This is a genomic window from Aquitalea aquatilis (assembly GCF_005155025.1).
Classification (GTDB): Bacteria; Pseudomonadota; Gammaproteobacteria; order Burkholderiales; family Chromobacteriaceae; genus Aquitalea; species Aquitalea aquatilis.
The window spans coordinates 2,158,287-2,184,127 of sequence record NZ_CP039731.1 but is presented as its reverse complement, the minus strand read 5'-3'; the positions used below and the strand labels follow the sequence as shown (position 1 = coordinate 2,184,127).

The 25,841-nt window shown below is 61.5% G+C and carries 26 protein-coding genes; 10 read left to right on the top strand and 16 right to left on the bottom strand.

Features of this window, described 5'->3' with window-relative positions:
* Nucleotides 1-34 precede the first annotated feature (34 nt).
* The 3 genes from yfcF to ilvD form a co-directional block, all read right to left on the bottom strand.
* Nucleotides 35-673, bottom strand: a complete 639-nt coding sequence (gene yfcF / locus FAZ30_RS10250; protein WP_124642747.1) for a glutathione transferase — start codon at nt 671-673, stop codon at nt 35-37.
* 24 nt (nt 674-697) lie between these two features.
* The gene (locus FAZ30_RS10245; RefSeq protein ID WP_137009369.1) at nt 698-1,084 is read right to left on the bottom strand and encodes a nuclear transport factor 2 family protein; all 387 of its coding nucleotides are present in this window, start codon (nt 1,082-1,084) and stop codon (nt 698-700) included.
* Nucleotides 1,085-1,169: 85 nt separating this feature from the next.
* Nucleotides 1,170-3,023 (bottom strand): dihydroxy-acid dehydratase, encoded by a 1,854-nt coding sequence (gene ilvD / locus FAZ30_RS10240; protein ID WP_137009368.1) that lies wholly within the window; start codon nt 3,021-3,023, stop codon nt 1,170-1,172.
* Nucleotides 3,024-3,221: 198 nt separating this feature from the next.
* Between ilvD and lgt the strand changes: the two genes are divergently transcribed.
* The 8 genes from lgt (at nt 3,222) to FAZ30_RS10200 (ending at nt 10,916) form a co-directional block, all read left to right on the top strand.
* Nucleotides 3,222-4,073, top strand: a complete 852-nt coding sequence (gene lgt / locus FAZ30_RS10235; RefSeq protein WP_137009367.1) for a prolipoprotein diacylglyceryl transferase — start codon at nt 3,222-3,224, stop codon at nt 4,071-4,073.
* 296 nt (nt 4,074-4,369) lie between these two features.
* Nucleotides 4,370-5,218, top strand: a complete 849-nt coding sequence (locus tag FAZ30_RS10230) for a putative selenate ABC transporter substrate-binding protein (protein WP_137009366.1) — start codon at nt 4,370-4,372, stop codon at nt 5,216-5,218.
* A complete protein-coding gene (locus FAZ30_RS10225) occupies nt 5,215-6,012 on the top strand; it encodes a phosphonate ABC transporter ATP-binding protein (RefSeq protein ID WP_137009365.1) in 798 nt (265 codons plus the stop codon). The genes FAZ30_RS10230 and FAZ30_RS10225 overlap by 4 nt, the downstream gene beginning before the upstream one ends.
* Nucleotides 6,006-7,574 carry a phosphonate ABC transporter, permease protein PhnE gene (phnE, locus tag FAZ30_RS10220; protein WP_246043428.1) on the top strand — a complete coding sequence of 523 codons (1,569 nt, stop codon included), beginning with the start codon at nt 6,006-6,008 and terminating at the stop codon, nt 7,572-7,574. The genes FAZ30_RS10225 and phnE overlap by 7 nt, the downstream gene beginning before the upstream one ends.
* A 181-nt stretch (nt 7,575-7,755) precedes the next feature.
* The gene (locus FAZ30_RS10215; RefSeq protein ID WP_124642760.1) at nt 7,756-8,562 is read left to right on the top strand and encodes an ABC transporter substrate-binding protein; all 807 of its coding nucleotides are present in this window, start codon (nt 7,756-7,758) and stop codon (nt 8,560-8,562) included.
* 88 nt (nt 8,563-8,650) lie between these two features.
* Entirely contained in the window at nt 8,651-9,388 is a 738-nt protein-coding gene (locus FAZ30_RS10210; RefSeq protein WP_124642762.1) for an amino acid ABC transporter permease, read from the top strand.
* Nucleotides 9,385-10,059 (top strand): amino acid ABC transporter permease, encoded by a 675-nt coding sequence (locus FAZ30_RS10205; protein WP_137009364.1) that lies wholly within the window; start codon nt 9,385-9,387, stop codon nt 10,057-10,059. Before FAZ30_RS10210 ends, FAZ30_RS10205 begins: the two co-directional genes overlap by 4 nt.
* Nucleotides 10,060-10,073: 14 nt before the next feature.
* Nucleotides 10,074-10,916, top strand: a complete 843-nt coding sequence (locus FAZ30_RS10200) for a 3',5'-cyclic-nucleotide phosphodiesterase (protein ID WP_246043427.1) — start codon at nt 10,074-10,076, stop codon at nt 10,914-10,916.
* A gap of 122 nt (nt 10,917-11,038) precedes the next feature.
* Here the strand turns inward: FAZ30_RS10200 and FAZ30_RS10195 are convergent, their stop codons facing one another.
* From FAZ30_RS10195 to FAZ30_RS10140, 12 genes are all read right to left on the bottom strand, one after another.
* Nucleotides 11,039-11,803: a substrate-binding periplasmic protein gene (locus FAZ30_RS10195; protein WP_137009363.1), complete on the bottom strand. Its 765-nt coding sequence runs from the start codon at nt 11,801-11,803 to the stop codon at nt 11,039-11,041.
* A 258-nt stretch (nt 11,804-12,061) separates the two neighbouring features.
* Nucleotides 12,062-12,274 (bottom strand): heavy-metal-associated domain-containing protein, encoded by a 213-nt coding sequence (locus FAZ30_RS10190; protein WP_137009362.1) that lies wholly within the window; start codon nt 12,272-12,274, stop codon nt 12,062-12,064.
* A 16-nt stretch (nt 12,275-12,290) separates the two neighbouring features.
* Nucleotides 12,291-14,633, bottom strand: a complete 2,343-nt coding sequence (locus tag FAZ30_RS10185) for a heavy metal translocating P-type ATPase (RefSeq protein ID WP_137009361.1) — start codon at nt 14,631-14,633, stop codon at nt 12,291-12,293.
* Between the two features lie 128 nt (nt 14,634-14,761).
* Entirely contained in the window at nt 14,762-15,829 is a 1,068-nt protein-coding gene (gene corA, locus FAZ30_RS10180) for a magnesium/cobalt transporter CorA (protein WP_233578382.1), read from the bottom strand.
* Nucleotides 15,830-15,832: 3 nt separating this feature from the next.
* Complete coding sequence (ppx, locus tag FAZ30_RS10175; RefSeq protein ID WP_483964202.1) at nt 15,833-17,326, bottom strand: exopolyphosphatase; 1,494 nt, start codon at nt 17,324-17,326, stop codon at nt 15,833-15,835.
* Between the two features lie 145 nt (nt 17,327-17,471).
* Complete coding sequence (gene phoU, locus FAZ30_RS10170) at nt 17,472-18,176, bottom strand: phosphate signaling complex protein PhoU (RefSeq protein ID WP_124642777.1); 705 nt, start codon at nt 18,174-18,176, stop codon at nt 17,472-17,474.
* Nucleotides 18,177-18,467: 291 nt separating this feature from the next.
* Nucleotides 18,468-19,127, bottom strand: coding sequence for a ribose-5-phosphate isomerase RpiA (gene rpiA, locus FAZ30_RS10165; protein WP_124642779.1), 660 nt, complete (start codon nt 19,125-19,127; stop codon nt 18,468-18,470).
* An 85-nt stretch (nt 19,128-19,212) separates the two neighbouring features.
* Entirely contained in the window at nt 19,213-19,692 is a 480-nt protein-coding gene (gene ispF / locus FAZ30_RS10160) for a 2-C-methyl-D-erythritol 2,4-cyclodiphosphate synthase (RefSeq protein ID WP_137009360.1), read from the bottom strand.
* Between the two features lie 5 nt (nt 19,693-19,697).
* A complete protein-coding gene (ispD, locus tag FAZ30_RS10155) occupies nt 19,698-20,381 on the bottom strand; it encodes a 2-C-methyl-D-erythritol 4-phosphate cytidylyltransferase (protein WP_137009359.1) in 684 nt (227 codons plus the stop codon).
* Nucleotides 20,378-21,100, bottom strand: a complete 723-nt coding sequence (gene dnaQ, locus FAZ30_RS10150) for a DNA polymerase III subunit epsilon (protein ID WP_124642785.1) — start codon at nt 21,098-21,100, stop codon at nt 20,378-20,380. The genes ispD and dnaQ overlap by 4 nt, the downstream gene beginning before the upstream one ends.
* Before the next feature lie 60 nt (nt 21,101-21,160).
* Nucleotides 21,161-21,604: a ribonuclease HI gene (gene rnhA / locus FAZ30_RS10145; RefSeq protein WP_124642787.1), complete on the bottom strand. Its 444-nt coding sequence runs from the start codon at nt 21,602-21,604 to the stop codon at nt 21,161-21,163.
* Nucleotides 21,594-22,409, bottom strand: coding sequence for a class I SAM-dependent methyltransferase (locus FAZ30_RS10140; protein ID WP_124642789.1), 816 nt, complete (start codon nt 22,407-22,409; stop codon nt 21,594-21,596). Before FAZ30_RS10140 ends, rnhA begins: the two co-directional genes overlap by 11 nt.
* A gap of 20 nt (nt 22,410-22,429) precedes the next feature.
* On the opposite strand from FAZ30_RS10140, the gene gloB reads away from it, so the two are divergent.
* Nucleotides 22,430-23,188: a hydroxyacylglutathione hydrolase gene (gloB, locus tag FAZ30_RS10135; protein ID WP_124642791.1), complete on the top strand. Its 759-nt coding sequence runs from the start codon at nt 22,430-22,432 to the stop codon at nt 23,186-23,188.
* Nucleotides 23,189-23,481: 293 nt separating this feature from the next.
* Nucleotides 23,482-25,299 (top strand): lytic transglycosylase, encoded by a 1,818-nt coding sequence (locus FAZ30_RS10130; RefSeq protein ID WP_233578384.1) that lies wholly within the window; start codon nt 23,482-23,484, stop codon nt 25,297-25,299.
* Nucleotides 25,300-25,371: 72 nt separating this feature from the next.
* On the opposite strand, the gene dtd is transcribed toward FAZ30_RS10130, so the two are convergent.
* Complete coding sequence (gene dtd / locus FAZ30_RS10125; RefSeq protein ID WP_124642795.1) at nt 25,372-25,824, bottom strand: D-aminoacyl-tRNA deacylase; 453 nt, start codon at nt 25,822-25,824, stop codon at nt 25,372-25,374.
* Nucleotides 25,825-25,841 lie beyond the last annotated feature (17 nt).

Genomic DNA, 25,841 nt, shown 5'->3' with positions numbered 1-25,841 from the left:
GGCAAGCAGTACACAGCACGCCTGCTGCGCACCATTAGGCCAGCGCCGGACGCTCCAGCTCCAGCCACTGCCGTACGGATGGCCGCTGCCACTGCAAGGCCGCATAGTCTGCCAGCCGCTGCGGCAGGGCGTCGCCATTGAGCCGCAGACGGTTGAGCATCAGCGACAGATCCACATCGACAATACTCCATTGCGCAAACAGATGATCTCGCCCCGGCAACAGCAACTGTTCGGCGACACGCAGCAGCTTGTGGGCGGCGCGCTGGCCGCTATCCGACAAGGGCTTGCTCACAGGCCGATAAAACACCACCAGCGTGTCGCGCTCTTGTCTGAGTGCCAGCAAATCACTGCGCAACCAGGCCTGGATTTGCCGCGCCCGCGCCTTGTCCTGGGCCTGCTGCGGATACAGCGCCGGACCGGTGAAGTTGTCCTGCAGATACTCGGTGATGGCAGTGGATTCACTCAGCACAAAATCTCCATGCTGCAGGGCGGGAACCCGTGCGGTCAGCGAGCTGAAGGCATAGGCCGGCGCATGGTTGGCCCCGGCATCCAGATCCAGCGTCGACAGGGTAAAGGGCAGCTGCTTTTCCTGCAGCGCCACATACACCGACATGGCATACGGGCTGCAGTACTGGGCATCAACGGTAAGATGCAGTGCAGCGTGGCTGTTCATCGGTGATCTCCTCCGGCGGTGGCGTCAAGCAGGTTGGGCCTGGTCTAGTTGCACAGGCCCCGCGACAAAGCTGGCGCTGCTTATCTTGCCTTCTTCCACGGTATACAGGCACAGCAGCTCGATATAGCCTGGGCCTTCGGCAAAATTGCGCCTGACCATTTCGTGGTCAATCACCACCTGACCCAGTACCTGACGATGCAGCAGCTGCGCATGCAGATCGGGCTCGGCGAAACGGGCGATGGCCCGCTGGCGAATCTCGGCATGACCACGTGCCAGCAAGGTAGCCGGGTGCTGATACTGGCAGGCATCTGCCGCATAGGTAGCCAGCCAGGCCTCCAGATCATGTGCGTTATAGGCATCCAGCTGTTGCTGGACCACCGTGTCCGGGGATGAATGCAGGGTTTCGGCCATGCCAGGTATTCTCCTGTTAGCGGTAAGCGCTAAAAAAAACGGCAGCCGTGGCTGCCGTTTCTGTTCAATGTAGCGGGCAGTCCGCTTATTTTTCCACCTGGGTCACGTCGCGCACTGCACCGGTATCCGCGCTGGTCGTCATGGCGGCGTAGGCACGCAGGGCGGCGCTGACCGGGCGCTGGCGATCAACCGGCTTCCAGGCATCGCGGCCACGGGCTTCCATGGCGGCGCGGCGGGCAGCCAGTGCCTCGTCGCTGATGGCCAGACGGATGCCGCGGTTGGGGATGTCGATCTCGATGGTGTCGCCCTCTTCCACCAGACCAATCGCACCGCCTTCGGCCGCCTCTGGCGACACATGGCCAATGGACAGGCCGGAAGTACCACCAGAGAAACGGCCATCGGTCAGCAGGGCGCAGGCCTTGCCCATGCCCTTGGACTTGAGATAGCTGGTGGGATAGAGCATTTCCTGCATGCCCGGGCCGCCCTTCGGGCCTTCGTAACGGATCACCACCACATCACCAGCCACGATCTGATCATCAAGAATGGCCGCCACGGCGTCATCCTGGCTTTCAAAGATGCGGGCGCGACCGGTGAACTTGAGAATGGAATCATCCACACCGGCGGTTTTCACGATACAGCCACGCTCGGCGATATTGCCGTAGAGCACGGCCAGGCCGCCATCCTGCGAGTAGGCGTTGGCCTTGTCGCGGATGCAGCCACCGGCACGGTCGTCATCCACGCCGGGGTAGCGCATGGATTGCGAGAAGGCGATGGTGGTCGGCACGCCACCCGGTGCGGCGCGGTAGAAACGGCGCGCTTCGCTGTCTTCGCCATGGCGCATGATGTCCCAGGCTTCCAGCCCCTCGGCCAGCGTCTTGCTATGGATGGTGGGCACATCGCGGTGGATCAGGCCGGCACGGTCCAGTTCGGACAGAATGGCCACCACGCCACCAGCGCGGTGCACGTCTTCCATATGGTATTTCTGCGTGGCCGGGGCCACCTTGGACAGGCAGGGCACCGAGCGCGAAATGCGGTCGATGTCGGCCATCTTGAAGTCGACACCCGCTTCGCTGGCAGCAGCCAGCAGGTGCAGCACGGTATTGGTGGAACCGCCCATGGCCACGTCCAGGCTCATGGCGTTTTCAAAGGCCTGCTTGGTGCCGATGGCGCGCGGCAGCACACTGGCGTCGTCCTGCTCGTAATAACGCTTGGTGATGTCGACGATCATGCGGCCGGCGCGCAGGAACAGCTCCTTGCGGTCGGCATGGGTGGCCACCAGGCTGCCGTTACCCGGCAGCGACAGACCCAGTGCCTCGGTCAGACAGTTCATCGAGTTGGCGGTAAACATGCCGGAGCAGGAACCGCAGGTCGGGCAGGCCGAGCGCTCCACCCGTTCCACGTCTTCATTGGAAATGGCGCTGTTGGCCGCTTCCACCATGGCGTCGACCAGGTCGAGCTTGCGGATGTCGTTGCCCCACTGCACCTTGCCTGCTTCCATCGGGCCGCCGGAGACGAAGATCACCGGAATGTTCAGGCGCATGGCGGCCATCAGCATGCCGGGGGTGATTTTGTCGCAGTTGGAGATGCACACCAGCGCGTCCGCACAGTGGGCATTCACCATGTATTCCACGCTGTCGGCGATCAGGTCGCGGCTGGGCAGGCTGTACAGCATGCCGCCATGGCCCATGGCGATGCCATCATCGATGGCGATGGTGTTGAATTCCTTGGCCACACCGCCGGCGCGTTCGATTTCACGTGCCACCAACTGCCCCATATTGTGCAGGTGGACATGACCGGGCACGAACTGGGTGAAACTGTTGGCGATGGCGATGATGGGCTTGCCAAAATCCTCGTCTTTCATGCCGGTGGCGCGCCACAGGGCGCGGGCACCCGCCATGTTGCGACCGGCGGTAGAGGTTTTGGAACGGTATTGGGGCATGTCTTGTTTCCTTGATGATCAGATGCTTGCAGAGCACATTGCCGCTGACCGTGCCTGTGTTGCAGGCAGGTCTGCCCTCTCCGGGGTGCCGCAGGATCGGGCTGGCCACATTCTGTCACGGTAATGACAGGACGCGGCGGAACGCATTCCGTATAATTTCGTCCATATTCTTTTACCGCAAACGCACCGACCTGACAAATGATCGTTCATCCGCAGTTTGACCCCGTCGCCATTCACCTGGGCCCGCTGGCCATTCACTGGTATGGCCTGATGTACCTGCTGGGCTTTGGCCTGTTCCTGCTGCTGGGCAATTACCGCATCCGCCAGGGCCATGCCTTTCTTACCGTAAAACTGCTGGACGACCTGCTGATGTATGGCGTGCTCGGCGTGGTCATCGGCGGCCGGCTGGGCGAGGTACTGTTTTACGAACCCGGCTATTACTTCAGCCATCCGGCGGAAATCTTCATGGTGTGGAAGGGTGGCATGTCCTTTCATGGCGGTTTCCTGGGGGTCCTGATAGGCATGGCGCTGTTTGCCCGCAAACAGCAGCGCAGCTTCTGGGAGCTGACCGACTTCATCGCCCCGCTGGTACCACTGGGGCTGGCGGCCGGGCGTATCGGCAACTTCATCAATGGCGAGCTGTGGGGCCGCGTGGCCAGCCCTGATCTGCCGTGGGCCATGCTCTTCCCTTCCGCCAGGGCCAATGATCTGGCCGAGGGCCAGACCTCGTCCGACCTGCTCAACATGCTGATGCAGTACGGTGCGCTGCCGCGTCACCCCTCGCAGCTGTATGAGTTTTTGCTGGAAGGCATTGCCCTGTTTGCCGTGCTGTGGATCTACAGCAGCAAGCCGCGCGCCCGTGGCCAGGTGTCGGCGGTGTTCCTGATTGGTTACGGTCTGGCGCGTTTTGTCAGCGAGTTTTTCCGCAACCCGGATGCCGGGATTTTTGGCCACTCCTACACCATCAGCATGGGCCAGTGGCTGAGCCTGCCGATGATCGTCATCGGCGTGGCTTTGCTGCTGTTGTTCGGCAAGCGCCAGCCACGCTAGGCTATAATTGCCGCTGGCAGCTTTTCGTCTGCCACCATCGCTTTATCCAGAAAGCCAGTCATCGACTGGCTTTTCGGGCTGCTGACACCATGATTTGATGCGATGGTACAGGCCCCGGCAAAGCCGGGCCTTGCGGCCAGATTATTGCCTCCGCAGCCTTCCCATTTATTCCCAATCCCCCGCCCTTGCCCTGCAAGGGAGCCTCGCTTTCTTTGCAGAAAGCGAGAGGGGGCTTGTCAACAGCCTGCTTTATTGATCCTGCGGCCTTTTGCCCGCACAGATAAGGAATACCAGGCATGAAAACCCTCAAGCTCACGCTGGCCACTGCCCTGCTGGCCGTCTCCGCTCTGGCCTCGGCCGAAGAAGCCGTGCTGAAAGTCTCTGCCATTCCCGATGAGGCCCCTACCGAACTGCAACGCAAGTTTGCGCCGCTGGGCCAGTATCTGGAAAAGGAGCTGGGCATGAAGGTGCAATTCGTGCCGGTGACCGACTACGCCGCGGTGGTGACTGCGCTCAACAGCGACAAGATCGACCTGGCCTGGCTGGGTGGCTTTACCTTTGTGCAGGCCAGCCTGCATGGCAAGGTGGTGCCGCTGGTGCAGCGCGAGGAGGACAGCAAGTTCACCTCCAAATTCATCGTCAATGCGGCAGTGGGGGCCAAATCGCTGCAAGACCTCAAGGGCAAGAGCTTCGCTTTCGGCTCGGCCTCGTCGACCTCCGGCCACCTGATGCCGCGCTACTTCCTGCAAAAGGAAGGCATCAAGCCGGAAACCTTCTTCAAGAACGTCGCCTACTCCGGCGCACATGACGCCACCGTGGCCTGGGTAGCCTCCGGCAAGGTGGATGCCGGTGCGCTCAATGCCTCGGTATGGGAAAAGCTGGTGCAGAGTGGCAAGGTGGATGGCAACAAGGTGAAACTGCTGGCCACCACCCCGGCCTTCTACGACTACAACTGGACGGTGCGTGGCAATCTGGACAAGAAGCTGCAGGCCAGAATCAGCGCTGCTTTCCTCAAGCTGGACTCGAAAAATCCGCAAGACAAAGCCATTCTCGATCTGCAACGTGCCAGCCGCTTCATTCCCACCAAGGCTGACAACTACAAGGGCATCGAAGCAGCGGCAGAAGCGGCAGGCCTGCTCAAGTGAGCCTGCAGTTTGACAGCGTCGGCCTACAACTGGGCGGCACGGACATCCTGCGCGATATCAGCCTGAGCCTGGCCCAGGGTGAGCAGGCGGCGCTGATTGGGCCGTCCGGTGCCGGCAAGACCTCGCTGTTATTGCTGGCCGCCACGCGCTACCGCCCCAGCCACGGCAGCCTCAATCTGCTGGGTGACAATCCCTGGCACTTGTCGCCGCGCTGGCTGGCCGGTTTGCGCAGCCGCATCGGCATGATCTATCAGGCGGCACCGCTGCCGGTACGCCAGCGGGTGGTGCATGCGGTGGCAGCCGGACGGCTGGGCCAGATGTCCGGCTGGAGCGCGCTGCGCCAGCTGCTGTGGCCAGACGACACCGCAGCCATCCTGGACAGCCTGCAGCGGGTGGCGCTGGCCGACAAGCTGTGGCAACGCTGCGACCAGCTTTCCGGCGGGCAACGCCAGCGTGTCGGCATTGCCCGGGTGCTGCATCAGCGTCCCGCGCTGATGCTGGCGGACGAGCCGGTCGCGGCGCTCGACCCCCGGCTGGCTGAGGACACCATCCGCCTGCTGTGCGACGAAGCCGCCGCACGCCAGTCCAGCCTGCTGGTCAGCCTGCATTCGGTTGAACTGGCACTGGCCTATTTCCCGCGCATCATCGGTGTGCGCGCCGGCCAGATCATGTTCGACCTGCCACGCGAACAGGTACACCCCGGCGTGGTCAGCGCCCTGTATGCCGGTGAAAGGCTGCGCGAGGCAGCGGAACCGCACGCCGCAGCCAACAGCCGTCAGGGCCTGCGATGCTGAGCAGCCATCCACGCGACCCGGCGCGCTGGCCGCGCCTGCTTACCCTGCTGCTGTGTCTGGCCTTGCTGGCCCCCAGCTTCAGCCTGACCCAGTTCAACCCCGCCACCCTGGCCAACCCGGATAGCTGGCGCACCATGGCCGGCTTTGTCGCCGGTTTCTTTCCCATGGCGCTGCAGGCGGATTTTCTGCGCGATGTGGCACGCGAAACCCTGACCACCCTGGCCAGTGCCACCGCCGGCATCGCCCTGGCCATGCTGCTGGGCGCACCGCTGGCCTTTGTCACCAGCCACGCCTTGCAGCGCCATGTTCTGGGCGGCGAACGCCCGGCCCGCCTGGCCTGCTGGCTCGCCAGCGTGCTGCGCGGGCTGATGGTGATATTGCGCGGCATTCCGGAAATCGTCTGGGCGCTGCTCTTGGTGCGGGCGGTTGGCCTGGGCAGCCTGCCTGCCGTGCTGGCCATCGGCCTCGCTTATGGCGGCATGCTGGCCAAGGTGTATGCCGAGATTCTGGAATCACAAACACGCGAGCTGGCTTCTGCCCTGTATCTGCAAGGCGCCAGCCGCTGGCAGTGCCTGTTGTACGGCCTGTGGCCACAAGCCCTGCCCGAGCTGCTGAGCTATAGCGTGTATCGCTGGGAGTGCGCCATCCGCGCTTCGGCAGTGATGGGCTTTGTCGGTGCCGGTGGCGTGGGCCAGTTGCTGGACACCAGCCTGAAAATGCTGAATGGCGGCGAAGTCAGCACCCTGTTGCTGGTTTTCCTGCTGCTGGTCAGCTTGAGCGAAGGCATCAGCCTGTTGTCGCGCCGTGCCCTGGGCAGTGCGGCCGCTACCCGCATGCTGCCGGCGCTGGGCCTGCTGGCCGTGGCTGCCAGCGTGTTGTGGCTGTGGCCTGGCTGGCGTGATAGTGGTTTCGACACCAGCGCCATCGCGCGCTTTGCCCGGGACTTCTTCCCCCCGGCCAGCGACATGCTCAACGAAATCGCCCACGGCATTGTGGAAACACTGGCCATGTCCGGACTGGGCAGCGTGCTCGCCTTGTTGCTTGGCGCGCTGCTGGCCATGCCGGCAGCCGGCCGCTTTGGCTGGGTCGCAAAATGGCTGAGCCGGCTCTTGCTGAATCTGCTGCGTGGCGTGCCTGACCTGCTGTGGGCTTCCATTGCCGTACTGGCGGTCGGCCTTGGCCCGGCCGCCGGGGTACTGGCACTGGCTCTGCACACCACCGGCGTGCTGGGGCGGCTGTTTGCCGAGACACTGGAAAACGCCGACCTGGAGCCGGAGCTGGCCTTGCAACAGGCCGGGGCCGGCAGGCTGCTAGCCTTTGCCTATGGCCAGTTGCCCACGGTATTCAGCCAATGGCTGGCCTATACCCTGTACCGCTGGGAAAACAATATTCGCAGCGCCACCGTGCTGGGCATCGTAGGTGCTGGTGGCCTGGGGCAGCAGCTGTATCTGGCCTTGTCCTTGTTCCAGCAGCATCGGGCGGCCAGCCTGATCATCGCCATGCTGCTGCTGTCGTGGGCGGTGGAGCAGCTCAGTCGTTATTGCCGGCAGCGCATGGGCTGAGGCCCGCTTCAGTGCTGGCTTGCCGCGCCCGTTCACTCGCTCGCTTATTCCAAATACAGATATAAAACGCTGTTTTAATCGTTTTACCTCATGACAAGCCTCGCCTAGCATGGCTCCCATTCACAGCAGCACTTACCGGTGCCCGCTGTCACTGCGATCCAACTCCACAAGAGGCTTACTCATGAAGACTACCTCCCTGCTGCTGGCACTCACCCTGCTGGGTAACGCCGGCCACGCCCTGGCCGACCGTCTGGACGACATCAAGAAAGCCGGCGTACTGCGCGTCGCCGCTTTCGACAGCAACCCGCCCTTCGGCTTCCTGGATGCCCAGACCCACCAGATCAGCGGTCTGGATGTGGAAGTAGCCCAGGCCATTGCCAAGAAACTCCAGGTGAAACTGGAACTGGTTGCCACCAACCCGGCCAACCGCATTCCGCTGCTGGTAGCCGGCAAGGCCGATCTGGTCGCCGCCAACTTTACCGTGACCGACGAACGCAAGAAGCAGGTGGACTTCAGCCTGCCCTACTTTGCCTCCGGCCAGCAATTCATTGCCCGCAAGGGCAGCCTGAGCAAGCCGGAACAACTGGCCGGCCTGCGCGTGGGTGTGGACAAGGGCACCACCCAGGAAATCTATCTGCGCGAAAAATACAGCAAGACCACCGTGGTTGCCTACGACGACACCCCGCTGGCCTTTACCGCCTTGCGTAACGGCAATGTGCAGGCCATTTCGCAGGATGGCTCCAAGCTGGCTGCGCTGCTGGCCAACGCACCGGACAAGGCCAAGTACGAGCTGGCTCCCTTCACCCTCACCCGCGAATACCAGGCCATCGGCCTGCCCAAGGGTGAAGCCCGCCTGAGCAAGGCCGTGAATGACACGCTGGTGGAACTGGAAAAATCTGGCCAGGCCCGCAAGATCTACGACCGCTGGTTTGGCCCCAAGACCAAGGCCCCGCTGCCGCGTGATTTCAAGATCGGCGACGCCGCCTGATTTTTCCCGGATCAGCCAACCGGCCTGCGCCTCTGTCGCACAGGCCGGTTTTCTGCATTTTCATCTCCCTTACTGAAAGAATGGACCGATGACTCCGCCTTCCTGGCTGGGACAAGGCTGGCTGGCGCCGCACTATCTGGGCTGGCTGCTCAAAGGTGCGGCCATGACTGCCGCACTGGCACTGTGCATCTGCCTCAGTGCCACCGTGCTGGGTGTGCTGCTGACCGCTGCACAGGACAGCAAGCAGCGCTGGCTGCAATGGCCGGCGCGACTGTTTTGCAGCCTGCATCGCAACAGCCCGCTGCTGGTGCAGGTCTTGCTGTGGTATTTCGGCGTGGGCGGCCTGTTGCCGGATCAGGCCATGCAATGGCTGAATAGCCCGCACCAGCTGCAGCTACCGCTGGGCTTGAGCCTGTCCTGGCCCTCGTTTGAATGGCTGGCCGCCTGGATTGCCCTGTCCTTGTATTCGGCCTGCTTCATCAGCGGCGAACTGGCTGCCGGGCTGCGTACCGTAGGCAGTGGGCAGCGGCTGGCCGGCCGGGCCCTGGGCATGAGCGAATGGCAGATTTTCCGTTTTGTCGTGCTGCCGCAGGCATTGCGCCACATCCGCCAGCCCCTGCTCGGCCAGTACACCGCCATCATCAAGAATACTTCGCTGACCATGGCCATTGGCGTGGCGGAGCTGTCCTATACCTCGCGCCAGGTGGAAAGCGAAACCCTGCTGGCCTTTCAGGCCTTTGCCGTGGCCACCTTGCTCTATCTGTTGCTGGTGGTGCTGACACAAGTCATCGGCAGCCAGCGTCGCCCGGGAGTGAAAGCACCATGATGCTGACCTTGCTGCATGACAATCTGGACTATTTGCTGTGGGGGAATCTCACCCGCGGCCAGCCGGGCGGCCTGCTGCTGACCCTGGGCATCAGCCTGGCTGCCGGCGTGCTGGCCACACTGGGCGGGCTGGCCGGGGGCATCGCACTGTGCATGGGCGGGCCGCGCCTGTGCCGGGTGCTGAACACGCTGGTGCAGATTCTGCGTGCCATCCCGGTACTGATGCTGATTTTCTGGTGCTATTTTTTGCTGCCGATTTTGTTCGGCATTGATATTCCCGGCGTATTGACGGTGATTGCCGCCCTGGCCGTGATCAATGCCGCCTATCTGAGCCAGTCGGTCAAGGCCGGCATCGACGCCATCGGCGACGGGCAATGGCGCGCGGCGCAGGCTCTGGGCATGACCCGCTGGCAAGCCCTGCGCTACATCATCCTGCCGCCGGCCTTGCGTGCCATGCTGCCGTCCTTCGTCAACCAGTGGATCACCTTGCTGAAAGACAGCTCGCTGGCCTATGTGGTGGGTGTGGCGGAATTCACCTTTGTCGCCACCCAGATCAACAATCGCGAGCAGGTCTATCCCTTGCAAATCTTCGGCCTGTTGGCCATCGGCTATCTGCTGCTGTGCAGTACGCTGGAATGGCTGGGACGGCGCGCCGGCCGCATGCCGGCCTGAGGCCATCCGGTTTGATGGCTGCGGCGCAATGCTGCGCCATCGACTACACTGGCTACAGGTTGATCCGGCTGATGAGCGAGGTGTTCCACATGCATGTCAAGGTTCTGGGTGCGTCCGCCGGTATCGGACAAGCGGCGCGTACCACCAGTTTTCTGGTTGATGGCAATTGCCTGATCGACTGCGGCAGCGGCGTCGCCGACCTCGATACCGACGCCCTGTTGCAGATCGACACCGTGCTGCTGACCCACAGCCATCTCGATCACAGCGGCAGCCTGCCGCTGCTGGCCGATGCCCATGTGACACATGGCGGCAGGGGGCTAGACGTCTATACCCAGCAGGAAACCATCAGCGCGCTGCAGCAGCACATGTTCAACGGCCTGCTGTGGCCGGACTATACCAAGTCGGCCCCGGGGAATATGCCGTGGGTCAGGCTGCATGCACTGGAAGTGGGTGACTCGATTCCCTTGCCCGATGGCATGGCCACCGCGCTGCCGGCCGAGCACAGCGTGCCGGCACTGGGCTGGCTGCTGGAAGGTCCATGGCGGGCGCTGGCCTTTACCGGTGACTCCGGTCCCTGCCTGGCCTTCTGGCACTGGATCAGCCATGTCCCGTCATTGACGGATGTGATTTGCGAATTGAGTTATCTGAACGAACAATCGGCGCAGGCGATGAAAGGCGGCCATATGTCGCCGGCCCTGCTGCTGCCGCTGCTGGAAATCCTGCCACCCAATGTCCACGTGTGGATTACCCACACCGAACACAGCCTGCGCAGCCAGATGCTGGAGCAGGTACGCAAGGAACTGCCCTCGCTGCTGCACCTGCATCCACTGGAGCAAGGCATCACCATCGAGCTATGAGCGCCGCTTAGCGCCGCTAACAAAAACCCTGCGGCTGCGTTGCGCCTCCTTGCCCTACTATTTGTACTGTCTGCGTCGGCAGGCCTTGCCCCAGGGACGCTACGCTATTTTGTTAGCCGCTCTTACTCGCTCATGCCATAAATGCGGTTAAGCGGTTCCATGATGCGTGCCAGCCTGCCGCTGCGCCGGATGCGCTCAAAACCATCCCGCACCTGCTGCACCAGCGCATCGCTGGTATCACGGTTGAACACCATGTACAGGCCGGACTCCAGCTCGCTCAGCACATAAACCGGCTCGATCTGGCTGCAATCCAGGCCGTGCGGCGCACACTTGGCCAGCCCCAGCGGCACCAGATCAATACGACCCGCCTGCAACATGGGCAGCAACAGATCGCTGGAACTCACCACCATCAAGGTCTTGTCACCGCCATCGGCAAAGCCCTTGCGCCGCAGGTACTCCTCGCGGAAATCCATATTGACCACGCCGATGCGATAGCGTCGGGCATCATCCAGGCTGTGTACCACCACGTCGCCGCGCCCTTTCTTGCGAAACAGGGCAATGCGGTTGCTCACCAGCGGGCCTATCCACTTGAACTTGTTCTCACGCTCCGGTGTTCTGGCCACCGGATACATCAGCGTGCCCGGCCGGGCCAGCGTGGTGGTGTAGATTCTGGCCCAGGGCTGGATGTCCACCTGGTAGGGCAAACGGGCGGCACCCAGGGTGGCACGCACGATGTCGGTGCAATAGCCCTGTATTGCCCCATCCTGCCAATAGGAAAAAGGCACATTACTCTCGGCCAGCACGGGCAGTGCCGCCGCCATGACCAGCCCGCTGCAGACCGCCAGCCAACACCATACTGCTACCCACTTGATCGAAAAGCGCATCATCGCGTCATCTGCGGCCTGTAGCCGTCTGCTTGTAAACGACTGATGCCGGTCTAAGAGCCTGTTCAGCGTCTCGCGAGCTAGAGTGAGACAAGGCGAAAACGGCTAAGGAAGCGGAGTTTACCTGGAGTAAATGAGCATTCCGCAGACGTTTTTAACGCAGTATCACCGACGCGCAGCAGACGATGAACAGGTTCTGAGGGACCGGCATCTGCAATGACAGCAGTATAAGTGTTTATACCAATGGCCGGTACCTATTCATTAGCTGGCAAGCACCTCAAATCCGGCATCCACCACGGCTGCCGCCAGTTCTTCCGGCGAGACAGTGGCCGCATCGTAAACGATGTGTGCCTGCTTGGTTTCCAGGCTGACTTCGGCGCTGCTGACACCCGCCATGGTGGACAATACCTTGCTGATGCTGTTGGAGCAGCCGCCGCAGGTCATGCCTTCGATATTCAGTTTCAGTTCGCTCATGTTTGTTCCTTTCAGTTTATTTCCAGCGGCGCAGCAGCAGCGAATTGCTGACTACCGACACCGAACTCATGGCCATGGCAGCACCTGCCAGCACCGGATTCAACAGCCCCAATGCCGCCAGCGGAATGCCCAGTACATTGTAGATAAAGGCAAAAAACAGGTTCTGCCGGATCTTGCCCAAGGTAGCACGCGACAGGCGGATGGCATCAGCTACCTGCTGTACATCGCCGCGCATCAGGGTGATGTCGGCAGTTTCCAGCGCCACATCCGAGCCAGCCCCCATGGCGAAGCTGACATCCGCCACCGCCAGCGCCGGCGCATCGTTGATGCCATCGCCCAGCATGGCCACCTTCAGGCCCGTCGCCTGGATTTGGCGCAGGGCATCCGCCTTGTCCTGTGGCCGCAAGCTGGCGCGGTAGTCGTCGATGCCGACCTCGGCGGCAATGGCAGCCGCCGTCGATGGATTATCGCCGGTCAGCATGATGACCCGCACCCCCATTTGCTGCAAGCTGCGTACGGCAGCAGCCGAGGTGGGACGCAAACGGTCGGCAATGGCCAGCAGGCCGAGCAAGACGCCATTGCGGGCAACGGCAATCACGCTTTGCCCCGGCGCACTCCACTGCGGCGGCAGGGGCTGACTGCTGGCCCACTCCGGTCGCCCGACCCGTATTTCGCCGTAAGCGGCGAGATCGGCAATCACCCCCTGCCCCACTTCGGCACGGAAGGACTGCACCGCTAGCAAGGACAGCTGGCGCGCAGCCGCCTGTTGCAGCAGGGCCAGTGCCAGCGGATGCTCCGAGCCGCTCTCGGCACTCGCCGCCAGGCGCAGCAGCTGGTCCTGATCGCCATCGGCCGCCCAGAGGCTGCTCAGCTGCGGCCGGCCTTCGGTCAGCGTACCGGTCTTGTCCACCACCAGCAGCTGGATGCGGCCAGCGGTTTCCAGTGCCGCCGCATTGCGAAACAGCATGCCACGGCTGGCTCCCTTGCCGACGCCCACCATGACGGCAGTCGGTGTCGCCAGCCCCAGCGCGCAGGGGCAGGCAATCACCAGCACCGCCACGGCATTGATCAGTGCCTGGCTCCAGTCGCCCAGCCACCAGCCATTCAGCAGCAGGGTGAGGGCAGCCAGGCCGGCCACCACCGGCACGAACACGCCGGCAATGCGGTCCGCCAGGCGCTGGATCGGTGCCTTGCTGCCCTGCGCCTGCCCGACCAGCCGAATGATTTCCGCCAACTGCGTATGAGCACCGACACTGCCCGCGCGTATTTTCAGCATGCCTTGCAGATTGCGCGTGGCGGCATAGACCTTGTCGCCCACCGTCTTGGCCACCGGCATGCTCTCGCCGGTCAGCATGCTTTCGTCGAGGCTGGCATGTCCTTCCAGTACCACACCATCCACCGGCAGGCTTTCACCGTGGCGCACCAGCACCACATCCCCCACTTGCAGCTGGTCAACCGCGATCTCCTGCAGGCTGCCATTACGCTCGATTCGCGCCGTGCGCGGTGCCAGCCGCAGCAGGCTGGCAATGGCCCCTGCGCTCTTGCCACGCGCCCGCGCTTCCAGCAGCTTGCCCAGCAACACCAGGGTAATCACGGCGGCACTGGCCTCGAAATACACATGTTGCTGCTGCCAGCCAGACAGGGTGACCACGGTGGACAGCAACCAGGCCATGCTGGTGCCCAGCGCCACCAGCACATCCATATTGGCCCCGCCGCTGCGCAGCGCATGCCAGGCTCCGCGATAAAAGCGCCAGCCAATGATGAACTGTACCGGCGTGGCCAGGGCCAGTTGCAGGCTGCGTGGCAACATCAGCTGATGCCAGCCGAACAGCATGGCCAGCATTTCCAGGAAAAATGGCAGGGTGAGCAGCGCCGAGGCGGCAAACCACAGCAGCTCGCGCCGGTATGACTGCGTCTGCGACGCGCCATCCTGGCCGGCATCTTGCTGCAGCGTGGCGGTGAAGCCAGCCTTGGCCACCGCGGCAATGGCATCAGCCGCGTGCAGCGTGCCCGGCGCAAACTGCAGGCGGGCGGTGGCCGTGGCGAAATTGACCTCGGCATTGAGCAGCGGCAGTTTGTTCAGCACTTTTTCCAGACGCACGGCGCAGGCGGCACAGCTCATGCCGGCAATATCCAGTTGCAGCTGCTGCTGCGGTACCCTGAAGCCAGCTTTGTCGATGGCGGCCTGCAACTGTGCGATGGAAGTGGTATCTGGCTGGTAACGGATGAGCGCCTGTTCGCTGGCAAAGCTGACGCTGGCACTGACACCTTCCAGTCGGTTCAATACCTTCTCCAAGCGGATGGCGCAGGCAGCGCAACTCATTCCGGCAATGGGCAGGGAAATGGCAGATTCATTCATGACGGCCTCCTCAGGTATTTCAGTATATACCCCCAAGGGGTATGTGAACACCATCATCAGCACATCGGCAGACGTGAAAAAGCCGCAGGGCCAATGGCGCTGCGGCAGTGGCTGCAACCGGATGTGGTTCAGATCCAGTTACGCTTCCAGAACAGCCAGACCAGCCCGCCGGCAATGGCGGCCATCAGGCCCAGCACGGCAAAATAGCCATAGTGCCAATGCAGTTCCGGCATGTTTTCAAAGTTCATGCCGTAGATGCCGGCAATCAACGTCAAGGGCATGAAGATCATGCTGAACACGGTCAACACACGCATTTGCAGGTTCAGCCGGTGCGACTGGGTGGACAGGTAGAGATCCAGCATGTCGGCCACCATTTCGCGTGACATTTCCAGTGACTCGATGACATGCATGGTGTGGTCGTAGGCATCGCGCAAATACACCTGGGTTTCCGGGCGGATCAGCCGATATTCGCCGCGCAGCATGGTCAGCAGCATCTCGCGCAGCGGCAGGATGGAGCGGCGCAGCTTGAGGCAATCGTGCTTCAGACGCTGCACCTTGTTGAGCACGCCCTGCTCCCGGCCATGCAGCAACAACTGGTCGGTGCGCTCGACATGCTCGGTAAACTGGCTGAGCACGCCGAAATAATCATCGATGATGGCATCCAGCAGTGAATAAGCCAGATAGTCCGCCCCCTTGCTGCGCAGCATGCTGTGCGGATTGCGCAGCCGCTCGCGCACCGGTTCGAATACCCCGGTCGGCCTTTCCTGAAAGCTCAGGACAAAGTTTTCTCCCACCACCAGATACATCTGGTCGTAGCTGAGCCGGCCGCCGTTTTTGGGAAAATCGAACACCCGCGTGGCGATGAACAGATAGTCGCCATAGTCTTCCAGCTTGGGACGCTGACGATTATTGAGAATATCTTCCTGCACCAGCGGGTGCAGCTGGAAACGCTCGCCGATGGCCTGCATCACGGCAGGGTCGTGCAGGCCATAGACATTGAGCCACAGTACCGGCTGCGCCGGCTGATACGCCAGCCCGGCCGCGATGCTGTCAAAACGGCTTTCATTCAGTTGCTGCGGGCCGAACTCCAGCAGGGCAATGCTGGCGGCCTCCACTTTGCGGGTCCCGACCGGCAACAGTGCGCCGGGCGCTTCGCCCAGCGTGGGTACCCGCTGTTTCACTTCGGCATGGCGCATGATTTAGAGCTGGCTGACGTCGAGTTCGAAACCGACATTCTTCCACTGCAACACTTCCTGGCGGAAGGCGCTGGCAGTCAGCGGATTATCATTCAGCCAATTCTGACTCATGGTCAGCACAAACCCTTTCACATCCAGCTTGAGGTCGAGCAATTCCGGCAGCGTGATCGCCATGCGGCTGCGGTAGAACAATACTGCCAGCCGCAGCGCCACCACCGCCTGCCACAAGGCGGGGTCGTTCACAACCTGCTGCATCTTGCCCATATCACCGCGATGGCCCAGCACGATGGTGGCCAGCATGGCCTGTTCGCGCTTGGAGAAACCCGGCATGTCGGCATTCTGCAGGATATAAGCCGAATGCTTGTGGTAAGCGGTGTGGGCAATGGTCAGGCCGATTTCATGCAGCTTGGCCGCCCAGATCAGCCGCTTGAGCATGTCCTGGTCCACATCTTCGCCCGCCACCATGCGATACAGCCGTTCGGCCAGCACTTGCACGCGCTCGCTCTGCGGCACATCCACGTGATAACGGCGCTTGAACAGCTGCACCGTGCTTTCGCGCATGTCCTTTTCGCGCTGGCGGCCCAGCAGGTCGTACAGCACGCCATCACGCAGCGCGCCTTCGGCCACGGTCATCTTGCTGATGCCCAGCTCTTCGAAGATGGCGATCATGATGGCCAGCCCGCCCGGCAGCACCGGCAGGCGATCCACCTTCAGGCCGTTCAGGCTGACGTTTTTCAGGGACTCTCGCTTGATCAGTTCGGCACGCAATTGCAACATGCCTTCCAGCGTGATGTCGGAAGCCGACCACTCATTGATTTCCAGAATATCGCGCAGCGAACGGGCCGTGCCGGAGGTGCCCACCGCCAGTTGCCACTCTTCCGGACGGTATTCGGTGGTAATGCGCTGGATTTCATTGCGTGCCGCCAGCGTGGCATCGGCGAAATTGCTGCGACTGAGCTTGCCATCGGCAAAATAGCGCATGCTGTAGCTGACACAGCCCAGCGGCAGGCTTTCGGTTACATGGGCCTTGAACTGGCTGCCGATGACAAACTCGGTCGAGCCGCCGCCAATATCCACCACCAGCCGTTTTTCCTTGGTGGCGGGCAGGGAGTGCGCCGCGCCGATATACACCAGCCGGGCTTCTTCGCGCCCAGCGATGATTTCAATGGGAAAGCCCAGCAGTGCTTCGGCCCGCTGGATGAAATCGGCCGAGTTTTTTGCCACGCGCAGGGTATTGGTGCCGACGATACGTACCTGGGCCGGGTTGAAGCCGCGCAGACGCTCGCCAAAACGGGCCATGCAGGCCAGGGCTTTTTCCTGGGTGACGTCGTCCAGGTATTTGTCGGCAGTCAGGCCGGCCCCCAGACGCACGGTTTCTTTCATGGCGTCCAGCGGGTAAAGCTGGTCTTCTACAACGCGGGAGACTTGCAGACGGAAGGTGTTGGACCCCAGGTCGACCGTGGCCAGCACATCCGGGGTGGGCAGGGTTGTGGTCAAAGGCTAGCCTTTTCCAATATGGTTTGCTGCGCAGCCATGTTCAGGGCTCAGCCTGTACCCGGCTACGCCATGGATTATTCAATAAAAAATGGCAGTAACATGCGCGATGTTACCGCCATTCATGCCCTTGCGTCATTGCGCTTGATCAGTGGCCCAGGGTTTCCCGCTTGATGGTTTCCAGCGAGGTGTGGCGAATATCCTTGCCCTTGACCAGATACACCACGTATTCCGAGATGTTCTTGGAGTGGTCGCCAATGCGTTCGATGGCCTTGGAGATGAACAAGGTATCGATGGACATGCTGATGGTGCGCGGGTCTTCCATCATGAAGGTAATCAGCTGGCGCAGTTCGGCAGCGAAGTCGTCGTCCAGCCGCATGTCTTCTTCCGCCAGCTCCAGTGCCGCACTGGCATCCAGCCGGGCAAAGGCGTCCAGTGCGCGGCGCAGCATGGCCAGAGCGACTTCCGCCATTTTGCGGATCTCGCGGAAACGCGGCATCTGGTAGCGCTCGGACTGGTAGATGGTTTTGCCCATGCGGGCGATTTTCTGCGCCTCGTCACCGATACGCTCCAGATCGGTAATGGTCTTGATCACGGTGATGATGATGCGCAGGTCGCTGGCGGCTGGCTGGCGGCGCGCAATGATGTGCTGGCAATCATCGTCGATGGTGACTTCCATCGAGTTGACCAGCGCATCTTCGGCAATCACCTTGTCAAACTTGGCGATGTCACCGGACATGAGCGCATCGATAGCAGAGAGGATCTGTTGTTCCACCAGACCGCCCATTTGCAGGACGCGGGTGCGGATGGTTTCCAGTTCCATGTCAAACTGCTTGGAGATGTGTTCTGCCATGTCTGCCTCTTAAACGAATCCGGATTTCAAAGAATGGATGATGGTAAGCCCGCTGGATGACAGGCTGATGACATTTAATCAAAACGGGCCTGTCAGGCTGCTGACAGGGTAAGTTGGTGCGATTGCACTGGACCCGGCAAAGCCGGGCCTTTCGACTTACTTATTGATTCCGCAGCCTACCCATCTATTCCCCTTTCCCCCCGCCCTTTCCTTGAAAGGGAGCCTCGCTTTCCTATCAGAAAGCGAGATGGGGTTGGTCAATAAACTGAACAGGTCCACAGCGGCCCGGTGTTAGCGGATCACTTCCACGCCGTTCTGGCGGCCCAGCACCAATACATCGGCACGACGGCGGGCGAACAGGCCGCAGGTCACGACACCGGCGATGTGGTTGATGGCTTCTTCCAGCTCGACCGGGGTGTTGATGGTGAGGCCATGCACATCAAGAATCAGGTTGCCGTTGTCGGTTACCACACCCTGGCGCAGTTCCGGGTGGCCACCCAGTGCCACCAACTGACGCGCCACCGAGCTGCGGGCCATCGGGATGACTTCGACCGGCAGCGGGAACTTGCCCAGTTGCAGCACATACTTGCTTTCATCGGCGATGCAGATGAACTGCTCGGCCACGCTGGCCACGATTTTCTCGCGCGTCAGCGCCGCGCCACCGCCCTTGATCATGTGCAGGTGATGGTTGATCTCGTCGGCACCGTCGATATACACCTCCAGCTTTTCCACCTCGTTCAGCTCGAATACCTCGATGTGGTGAGCTTTCAGACGGGCGGTGGAGGCCTCGGAGCTGGATACCGCGCCTTTGATACGGCCTTTGATGGCGGCCAGTTCTTCAATGAAGAGATTGACCGTGCTGCCAGTGCCCACACCGACGATACAGTCGTCCGGCACGAATTCCAGCGCCTTTTGGGCCACGGCCAGCTTGAGTTGGTCTTGGGTCAGCATGTTGATACCTCCATCAGGTGAGTTCGATTCCGCATTCAGAACGGGATTATCCCACATCGGCTGGCTTCTGTCGGTGCGCCAACCATCACTGCGCCGGCATCAGCAGACAAATGGCCTGCGCTTCGATCGCCTCGCCACGTCCCAGATAGCCCAGTTTTTCATTGGTCTTGCCCTTGACGTTGACCGCACCGGCAGCCAGCCCCAGGTCGGCGGCGATGCAGGCACACATGGCATCGATGTGCGGTGCCAGCTTGGGGCGCTGCGCGATCAGCGTGGCGTCCACATTCACTACTTGCCAGCCCGCCGCACGCACCCGTGCCGCGGCCTCGCGCAGCAGCACCCGGCTATCCGCGCCCTTGAAGCGCTCGTCGGTATCCGGAAAGTGGCGGCCGATATCGCCCAGCGCAGCCGCACCCAAAATCGCATCGGTAATGGCATGCAGCAGGGCATCGGCATCGGAATGCCCCAGCAGGCCATGGCTGTGCGGGATGGTCACCCCCCCCAGAATCAGCGGGCGGCCTTCCACCAGTTGATGCACGTCGTAACCTTGTCCAACTCGGAACATGCTGTTCAATCCTTTCTTGCGGCCAGAATAGCGCGCGCCAGCGCCAGATCGCGTGGGTAGGTCACCTTGAAATTCTGTGCATCGCCCTCCACCAGACGGGGCTTGTGGCCATATTGCTCCACGGCGGAGGCTTCATCGGTGATATCCGCCACAGCAGCAGCGGCCAGTGCCTGGGCCAGCAGCCCGGCACGGAACATCTGCGGCGTCTGCGCCAGCCACAGCCCCTGACGCGGCACGGTGGCGCTGATGCGGCCTTCTCCATCCGCCCGCTTCACCGTATCCGGCACCGGCAAGGCCAGCAGGCCGCCCACCGGGTCATCGGCCAGCGTGGCAATCAGCCGCTCCACGGCAGCGACAGACAGGCAGCAGCGCGCGGCATCATGCACCAGCACCCAGTCCTGCTCGGCGGCTTCCATGGCCTGCAAACCGTTGCGCACGCTTTCGGCGCGGCTGGCACCGCCCACGCGCTGCACGCTGAGCTTGGGCAGATCCCATTCAAAATCATCAAACCATTCGTCGCCCGGCGAAATCACCACCACCACCTGGCTGATGGCTTCCACCTGACACAGTACCTGCAAGGTGTGCCACATCAGCGGACGATTGTTCAGTTGCAGATACTGCTTGGGGCTGGGGCCGCCAAAACGGCTGCCGGAACCAGCGGCCGGCACCAGGGCAAGATAACGGCTCATGCAGCATCCCCCGCCGGCGGGTTCTCCAGCGTGCGCCACAGGCAACTGCCCTTGACCGCCTTGTCCAGATCGCCCAGATAGCTCTGGTGCGCAGCCAGTTCGTCCTCGCTGGCCCGGCGCACCGACAAGGGCTTGCGCTCGAACTGGATGTCGCCGGCCTGCTGGCTGCCATTATCGACATCGATATCCATGACCAGGCTTTCCTGGCCACGGGTCATCCACAAATAGACTTCCGACAGCAGTTCGCAGTCGATCAGCGCGCCGTGCAGGGTACGGTTGGAGCGGTCGATTTCAAAGCGGTCACACAAGGCATCCAGACTGTTGCGCTTGCCGGGAAACTGGTCACGCGCCATGGCCAGGGTGTCGGTCACCTGCTCGGCCACATCCTTGATGCGCGGCAGGCCCATGCGGTCGAATTCGGCATTGAGGAATTTGACGTCAAACGGCGCGTTATGAATGATCAGCTCGGCCCCACGCATGAAGTCGGCCAGCTCGGCCGCCACCTGGGCAAAGCGCGGCTTGCCCTCCAGCGAGGCCAGTGAAATACCGTGTACCCGTTCGGCATCCGGGTCGATATCACGCTCGGGGTGAATGTAAACGTGCAGATGCTTGCCGGTCAGCTTGCGGTTCACCATCTCCAGACCGGCGAATTCAATAATGCGGTGGCCCTGATCAGGGTCGAGGCCGGTGGTTTCAGTATCGAGAATGATCTGTCTCATGCTGCTGCTTTCGGACGGACCGGACGGAGCCGGTCGCAATCAATAAATCTGTCAGGGGGTTTACAGCGTGTCGACGCCACGGTTGGCCAGCTGATCGGCGCGTTCGTTGAACTCATGGCCGGCGTGGCCCTTCACCCAGCGCCACTCGACATGGGCATGGCGGTTGCGTTCGGCATCCAGCGCCTGCCACAAGTCGGCATTCTTGACGGGTTCCTTGGCGGCGGTTTTCCAGCCACGTGCCTTCCAGCCGTGGATCCACTCGGAAATGCCTTTCTGCACATATTGCGAGTCGGTGTAGACCACCACACTGCAAGGCCGGTTCAATGCCTCCAGCGCGCGAATCACCGCCAGCAGCTCCATGCGGTTATTGGTGGTACCACGCTCGCCACCAAACAATTCCTTTTCCTTGCCTTTGAAACGCAGCAGCGCACCCCAGCCACCAGGGCCAGGATTACCCTTGCAGGCACCATCGGTATAAATCTCAACGCGATCTTCAGTTGTCATGTGTCTCTGTCAGTTCCGCCCCGTCCTGCCGACCGGGCATGGTCATGTTGGCTGTCTCCGTACACCGGCTGGGGGTGGCAGCTTGCTTGTGCGTAGGGTGGCGCTCGTTGCCACCGGCCACCACCAGCCCCTGTGGCGACTTGGCGGTTTTCCATTTTGGGGTAATCAGCCGCATGCCGCGCTGACGCTTGATGGCTTCAATGCCATACACGCCGGCGGCCAGCGGCCACCACTTGTCGCCAGCCCGCTCCAGAAAACCAAAGCGGTCCAGCCAGTCTCGCTGCGAAACGGGGGGAGCATAAGCCATGAAACAGCCAGCGACCGGCTCCAGATCCAGCAGTTTCAGCCAGTCGCGAATGCGGATCAGCGGGAAAAAATTGCCACGCCACGGTGTATCTGCCCGGCCCTGTATCAAGCGGCGCACGCCCCACAAGGACACCGGATTGAAACCGGTCATCAGCAGACGCCCTTCCGGCACCAGCACTCTTTCCACCTCACGCAGTACCTGGTGCGGCTCGGTGGTAAAATCCAGCAAATGTGGCATCACCAGCAGATCGAGGCTGCGCGATTCGAAAGGCAGTTGTGCCGGGTGACAGATGATCTGCGCCGTCTGGCCGCTTTCGGCCGCCCGACATTGCCAGGGGATGCGGTTAGCCGCCAGAAAATCCACCTCCGGCAAGCCCATCTGCACCGCATGAAAACCGAAAATATCGGCGACAGCCCGATCGAAAAACGCCTGTTCGCACTCCAGCAGGTAATGTCCCAGTTCGGTCGTGGCCAGCCACGTGGAAAACGCTTGCATCATTGAAGGAGTCCGATCCGACCATGTTTACCATTACCCCCGTTCGGGCATTTGCCGACAATTATATCTGGGTTTTGCAGCAGGGCACCGGCGCACTTGCAGTTGATCCGGGCGACGCGGCACCACTGATCGCCTTTCTGGAGCACGGCGGTCTGGCGCTGCAAGGCATTCTGATCACCCATCACCATGCCGACCACTGTGGCGGACTGACCGAGCTGTTGCAGCGCTGGCCACAGGCAAAGGTGTACGGCCCGGCCAGCATCAGCGGCGTCAATCAGCCAGTCGCAGAAGGCGACCGGATTGACTGGCAGGGCTACCAATTCGAAGTATTGGCCCTGCCGGGCCACACGCTGGACCACCTGGGTTATTACGGCCATGGCCAGTTGTTCTGCGGTGACACCCTGTTCGGAGCGGGCTGTGGCCGGCTGTTTGAAGGCAGCCCGGCGCAGATGCTGGCCTCGCTGGACAAGCTGGCCGCGCTGCCAGATACCACCCGTTTTTATCCGGCACACGAATACACCTTGTCCAACCTCAAGTTTGCGCTGGCAGTAGAGCCGGACAATGACGAAATACAGCTGCGCCAGCTGCTGGACCAAAAGCAGATCGCCATGGGTTTGCCCACGCTGCCAACCGAGCTGGGACTGGAGAAAACCACCAACCCCTTCATGCGTTGCAACAAACCGGCCGTGCAACAGCAGGCCAGCCGGCAGGCCGGACATGCGCTGCAAGACCGCCTGCAGGTGTTCACGGTGTTGCGCGAATGGAAGAACAGCTTCCGCTGACATGCATTCCGGGTAGATCATTCTTGCCAAAAGGCTGGCTGCCAACCTTTATTAAATATATCGACTCATTCAAGCAAAGCTCATGAAATGATTTGCCTTTTTCGATTGACACACCCTTGGGGGGTGTTTAGCATCGGCCGAGATCAGAATTCCGGGCTGGCCAAATGAAAAGAATTACACCATTGGCACTTTCGTTGTCATTTGCATTTTCCGTTTCATCCCTGGCACATGCCGATTCAGGGGCATTCCGGCAATCCGTCGGTGTCGACGAAGCTCAGGCCGCTGGCCTGGACATGATGCTGCTGAACTCCACCCTGCTACGCAATGGCGACAATGTGTGGGAACGCGCACGCGAAGGTTTCCAGCTGACCGAAGTCAACGCCGACATCGTGCACAAGCAGGAACGCCTCTACAGCAGCAAGCCCGAATACTTCAAACGCATGCTGGACCGCAGCCACAAATACCTGTTTCACATCATGAATGAAGTGGAACGCCGTGGCATGCCGACCGAAATCGCCTTCCTGCCGGTAGTGGAAAGCGCCTTTGTCCCCACCGCCAATTCGCCAGTGGGCGCGGCCGGGCTGTGGCAGTTCATGCCCGCCACCGGCCGTCATTACGGTCTGGAACAGACCTGGTGGTACGACGGCCGCCGCGATGTCATGGAAGCCACCCGCGCCGCGCTGGATTATCTGCAGAATCTGTACGCGCAGTTTGGCGACTGGAATCTGGCCCTGGCCGCCTACAACTGGGGCGAGGGCAATCTGGCACGCGCCATTGCCCGCGCCCAGGCCGCAGGTCTTGAACCGACCTACGAAAACATCAAGATGCCGAATGAAACGCGCAATTACGCTCCCAAGCTGATTGCCGTGCGCAACATTCTCAGCCAGCCGGAAAAATTCGGCGTCAAGCTGGATAAATTCCCGAACAAGCCTTACTTCATCGCGGTGTCCACCGGTCGTCACATGGACATCGACGTCGCAGCCAAGATGGCGGGCATTTCCGTTGCCGAATTCAAGGAACTGAACCCCGCCTTCAATCTGCCGGTATACGCGCACAAGCCGGGCCGGCAGATGCTGATTCCGCTATCCAAGGCCGACAAGTTCGATTACAACCTGTCGCACTGGAACAAACCCTTGCTCAGTTGGCAGGTATATACCCCAAGCAGCGAAGAAAACGTGGCCAGCGTTGCCGAGCGCTATGGCATGACCTCGGCAGAACTGCAGAACGTCAACAAGGTAGGTTCACGTAATCTGACTGCCGGCCGCCCGGTACTGGTTGCCTTGCGCGGCAAGAGTGATGGTGCCAGCCCGCTGGATGGTGGCGATGGCAACCTGGGCGATAGCAGCAGCCTGATCGCCGCGGCTCCGGCCCCGGTGACAAGCTCGCCGGTCCTGGCCAGCAGGATCGAGACTCAAACGGTTGCCAGTGCTGCACCTGCCAGCGTGGCCAAACCCTTGCCTGTCAGCAATTCGGTAGCAGTAGCAGCGGCCAGCGTGGCCACGCCGCCAGTTGCCAACACGGTTGCCACAGTTGAGCCAACCATCATTGCCGACAGCACACCGGCCAAACCCGCAGTAATTGCACCGCCAGTGCTTGCTGCCAAACCGGTATTGCTGGCCAAGGCTGAAGCACCCAACCTGCCCTCCAGCACCACGCCGCCGCCCAAGCCGCTGGAAGCCCGTCTGGCCAGCGTCAACCCCGCCGCCAGCCAGCACACTGTCGCCAGTGGCGATACCTTGTTCAATATTGCGCGCCGCTACAATGTCAGCGTGTCAGACCTGAAAGCCTTCAACAATATGGCGGATAACACCGTCAAGCTGGGTCAGGTCATCAAGGTGAAGGGCAACCCGCTGGCTGCCAACACCATGCTGGCCGAAGCCGTACCGGTTCCCAGTGCGCAGGATGAAGCGATGGTCAAAGTCAGTGGCAGCATGGCTCAGGCCACCGGAGCAGTACCGGCCGAATACGTGGTGCAACGCGGCGATACCGTTTACAGCATTGCCCGCCGCTTTGGTGTCAACCACGCTGATATCCAGCGCTGGAACGATGCCAACCAGCTGACCCGCCTGCAACCGGGCCAGCGCGTACGCATCGAGACCCAGGGCCTGTAATTCACCTGCTCCTGCCAATGAAAAACCCGCTGCCGCGGGTTTTTTCTTGTCTGCCATCAGCCACTGCGGCGCTCACTCAGGGTCGCGGCTGTCCAGCAAAATGGTCACGGGCCCGTCATTGACCAGCGCAACCTGCATGTCCGCCCCAAAAATTCCCGTCGGCACTGCACGGCCAATCGCCTGGCCCAGGCTGACAACAAACTGGTCGAATACGGGCCGGGAAATATCACCACGCGCAGCCCGGCTATAGGAAGGCCGATTACCTTTGCGAGTTGAGGCAAACAGGGTGAACTGACTGACCGCCAGCACCTCGCCACCACCTTCCAGCAGGGAAAGATTCATCACGCCGGCGGCATCATTGAAAATGCGCAATTGGCTGATCTTGCGTACCAGCCAGTCGATATCCTGCTGGCCATCCACCTCCTCCACCCCCACCAGCAATAGCAGCCCTGCGCCAATCTGGCCGCACACCTCGCCGGCAACCGTCACGCTTGCTTCGCTTACCCGTTGAACAACGACCCGCATGCCCACATCTCCTAGAA

Coding starts and splice junctions, on each gene's coding strand:
- phoU (WP_124642777.1), bottom strand. CDS start 18,176: ATGGCAGAACACATCTCCAAGCAGTTTGACATGGAACTGGAAACCATC.
- FAZ30_RS10185 (WP_137009361.1), bottom strand. CDS start 14,633: ATGAATGAATCTGCCATTTCCCTGCCCATTGCCGGAATGAGTTGCGCT.
- gloB (WP_124642791.1), top strand. CDS start 22,430: ATGTTTACCATTACCCCCGTTCGGGCATTTGCCGACAATTATATCTGG.
- yfcF (WP_124642747.1), bottom strand. CDS start 673: ATGAACAGCCACGCTGCACTGCATCTTACCGTTGATGCCCAGTACTGC.
- ispF (WP_137009360.1), bottom strand. CDS start 19,692: ATGTTCCGAGTTGGACAAGGTTACGACGTGCATCAACTGGTGGAAGGC.
- FAZ30_RS10190 (WP_137009362.1), bottom strand. CDS start 12,274: ATGAGCGAACTGAAACTGAATATCGAAGGCATGACCTGCGGCGGCTGC.
- FAZ30_RS10210 (WP_124642762.1), top strand. CDS start 8,651: ATGACTCCGCCTTCCTGGCTGGGACAAGGCTGGCTGGCGCCGCACTAT.
- ispD (WP_137009359.1), bottom strand. CDS start 20,381: ATGAGCCGTTATCTTGCCCTGGTGCCGGCCGCTGGTTCCGGCAGCCGT.
- FAZ30_RS10205 (WP_137009364.1), top strand. CDS start 9,385: ATGATGCTGACCTTGCTGCATGACAATCTGGACTATTTGCTGTGGGGG.
- FAZ30_RS10140 (WP_124642789.1), bottom strand. CDS start 22,409: ATGATGCAAGCGTTTTCCACGTGGCTGGCCACGACCGAACTGGGACAT.
- FAZ30_RS10195 (WP_137009363.1), bottom strand. CDS start 11,803: ATGATGCGCTTTTCGATCAAGTGGGTAGCAGTATGGTGTTGGCTGGCG.
- FAZ30_RS10230 (WP_137009366.1), top strand. CDS start 4,370: ATGAAAACCCTCAAGCTCACGCTGGCCACTGCCCTGCTGGCCGTCTCC.
- phnE (WP_246043428.1), top strand. CDS start 6,006: ATGCTGAGCAGCCATCCACGCGACCCGGCGCGCTGGCCGCGCCTGCTT.
- rpiA (WP_124642779.1), bottom strand. CDS start 19,127: ATGCTGACCCAAGACCAACTCAAGCTGGCCGTGGCCCAAAAGGCGCTG.
- FAZ30_RS10200 (WP_246043427.1), top strand. CDS start 10,074: ATGGCTGCGGCGCAATGCTGCGCCATCGACTACACTGGCTACAGGTTG.
- dtd (WP_124642795.1), bottom strand. CDS start 25,824: ATGCGGGTCGTTGTTCAACGGGTAAGCGAAGCAAGCGTGACGGTTGCC.
- ilvD (WP_137009368.1), bottom strand. CDS start 3,023: ATGCCCCAATACCGTTCCAAAACCTCTACCGCCGGTCGCAACATGGCG.
- FAZ30_RS10245 (WP_137009369.1), bottom strand. CDS start 1,084: ATGGCCGAAACCCTGCATTCATCCCCGGACACGGTGGTCCAGCAACAG.
- dnaQ (WP_124642785.1), bottom strand. CDS start 21,100: ATGAGACAGATCATTCTCGATACTGAAACCACCGGCCTCGACCCTGAT.
- lgt (WP_137009367.1), top strand. CDS start 3,222: ATGATCGTTCATCCGCAGTTTGACCCCGTCGCCATTCACCTGGGCCCG.
- corA (WP_233578382.1), bottom strand. CDS start 15,829: ATGCGCCATGCCGAAGTGAAACAGCGGGTACCCACGCTGGGCGAAGCG.
- FAZ30_RS10130 (WP_233578384.1), top strand. CDS start 23,482: ATGATGCTGCTGAACTCCACCCTGCTACGCAATGGCGACAATGTGTGG.
- rnhA (WP_124642787.1), bottom strand. CDS start 21,604: ATGACAACTGAAGATCGCGTTGAGATTTATACCGATGGTGCCTGCAAG.
- FAZ30_RS10215 (WP_124642760.1), top strand. CDS start 7,756: ATGAAGACTACCTCCCTGCTGCTGGCACTCACCCTGCTGGGTAACGCC.